Below are 2,500 nucleotides of genomic sequence, written 5' to 3'. Positions count from 1 at the left end.
GTCAGAGCCCGTTAACGGGTGATGGCGTGCCTTTTGTAGAATGAACCGGCGAGTTACGATGGCGGGCGAGGTTAAGCCGAGAAGGCGGAGCCGCAGCGAAAGCGAGTCTGAACAGGGCGCATCAGTCCGTCGTCGTAGACCCGAAACCAGGTGATCTACCCATGTCCAGGATGAAGGTCAGGTAACACTGACTGGAGGTCCGAACCCACGCACGTTGAAAAGTGCGGGGATGAGGTGTGGGTAGCGGTGAAATGCCAATCGAACCTGGAGATAGCTGGTTCTCTCCGAAATAGCTTTAGGGCTAGCCTCGAGGTGAAGAGTTCTGGAGGTAGAGCACTGATTGGACTAGGGGCCCCCACAGGGTTACCGAATTCAGTCAAACTCCGAATGCCAGTGACTTGTACTCGGGAGTCAGACTGCGAGTGATAAGATCCGTAGTCGAGAGGGAAACAGCCCAGACCATCAGCTAAGGTCCCCAAGTGTATGTTAAGTGGAAAAGGATGTGGCGTTGCACAGACAACTAGGATGTTGGCTTAGAAGCAGCCACCATTCAAAGAGTGCGTAATAGCTCACTAGTCGAGTGACGCCGCGCCGAAAATGTAACGGGGCTAAACATACCACCGAAGCTATGGATCCCGTAAGGGATGGTAGGAGAGCGTTCCAAGCAGCAGTGAAGCGGTATCGTGAGGAGCCGTGGAGCGCTTGGAAGTGAGAATGCCGGTGTGAGTAGCGAAAAGAGGGGTGAGAATCCCCTCCGTCGAAAGCCCAAGGTTTCCTGAGGAAGGCTCGTCCGCTCAGGGTTAGTCTGGACCTAAGCCGAGGCCGAAAGGCGTAGGCGATGGACAACAGGTTGATATTCCTGTACCGCCGTACCACCGTTCGAACGATGGGGGGACGCAGAAGGATAAGGTAACCGTGCGACTGGAAGTGCACGGACAAGCAGCGAGGCCGTCGGGTTGGCAAATCCGCCCGGCACACAAGGTCGAGCTGTGACGTGGAGCCCGTAGGGCGAAGTACCGGATTTCACGCTGCCAAGAAAAGCCTCTAGTGAGGAGGTCGGCGCCAGTACCGTAAACCGACACAGGTAGGCGAGATGAGAATTCTAAGACGCGCGGGATAACTCTCGTTAAGGAACTCGGCAAAATGGTCCCGTAACTTCGGGAGAAGGGACGCTTATGGCAACATAAGCCGCAGTGAATAGGCCCAAACGACTGTTTAGCAAAAACACAGGTCTCTGCTAAATCGCAAGATGAAGTATAGGGGCTGACGCCTGCCCGGTGCTGGAAGGTTAAGGGGATGTGTCATCGCAAGAGAAGCACTGAACCGAAGCCCCAGTAAACGGCGGCCGTAACTATAACGGTCCTAAGGTAGCGAAATTCCTTGTCGGGTAAGTTCCGACCCGCACGAAAGGCGTAACGATTTGGGCACTGTCTCAACGAGAGACCCGGTGAAATCATAGTACCTGTGAAGATGCAGGTTACCCGCGACAGGACGGAAAGACCCCATGGAGCTTTACTACAGCCTGATATTGAGGCTTTGTACGCGATGTACAGGATAGGTGGGAGTTTGTGAAGCCGGAGCGCCAGCTTCGGTGGAGACACCCTTGGGATACCACCCTTTGCGTATAGAGTCTCTAACTCGCAGCCGTGATCCGGCTGGAGGACCGTGTCAGGTGGGTAGTTTGACTGGGGCGGTCGCCTCCTAAACAGTAACGGAGGCGCCCAAAGGTTCCCTCAGAATGGTTGGAAATCATTCGAAGAGTGCAAAGGCAGAAGGGAGCTTGACTGCGAGACCTACAAGTCGAGCAGGGACGAAAGTCGGGCTTAGTGATCCGGTGGTTCCGCATGGAAGGGCCATCGCTCAACGGATAAAAGCTACCCTGGGGATAACAGGCTGATCTCCCCCAAGAGTCCACATCGACGGGGAGGTTTGGCACCTCGATGTCGGCTCATCGCATCCTGGGGCTGGAGTAGGTCCCAAGGGTTGGGCTGTTCGCCCATTAAAGCGGTACGCGAGCTGGGTTCAGAACGTCGTGAGACAGTTCGGTCCCTATCCGTCGTGGGCGCAGGAAATTTGAGGAGAGCTGTCCTTAGTACGAGAGGACCGGGATGGACGCACCGCTGGTGTACCAGTTGTTCCGCCAGGAGCATCGCTGGGTAGCTACGTGCGGACGGGATAAGTGCTGAAAGCATCTAAGCATGAAGCCCCCTCCGAGATGAGATTTCCCTTTGAGCAATCAAGAAAGACCCCTCAGAGACGATGAGGTAGATAGGTCATGGGTGGAAGCGTGGTGACACGTGGAGCTGAATGATACTAATCGGTCGAGGCTTTGATCTAGTCTATGGTTTGTATTGATGAACTTCAGTTTTCAGGGAACAAGCTCTGAAATTGTCTGGTGGCGATAGCGAAGCGGCCACACCCGTTCCCATGCCGAACACGGAAGTTAAGCGCTTCAGCGCCGAAAGTAGTTGGGGGTCTCCCCCTGTGAGGATAGGACGTT

Annotated in this window: 2 rRNA genes (1 of these 2 cut by a window edge); both read left to right on the top strand. The window is 55.0% G+C overall.

From position 1 onward, the window contains the following. Positions 1-2,337, top strand: a 23S ribosomal RNA gene (locus KB235_RS00010) (it extends 577 nt beyond the left edge of the window). Positions 2,338-2,391: 54 nt separating this feature from the next. After that, positions 2,392-2,500 (top strand): 5S ribosomal RNA (rrf, locus tag KB235_RS00005).

The organism is Exiguobacterium alkaliphilum, from assembly GCF_018138125.1.
Taxonomy (GTDB): domain Bacteria; phylum Bacillota; class Bacilli; order Exiguobacteriales; family Exiguobacteriaceae; genus Exiguobacterium; species Exiguobacterium alkaliphilum.
The sequence above is the reverse complement of the archived record's forward strand: the minus strand, read 5'-3'. Positions and strand labels throughout refer to the sequence as shown.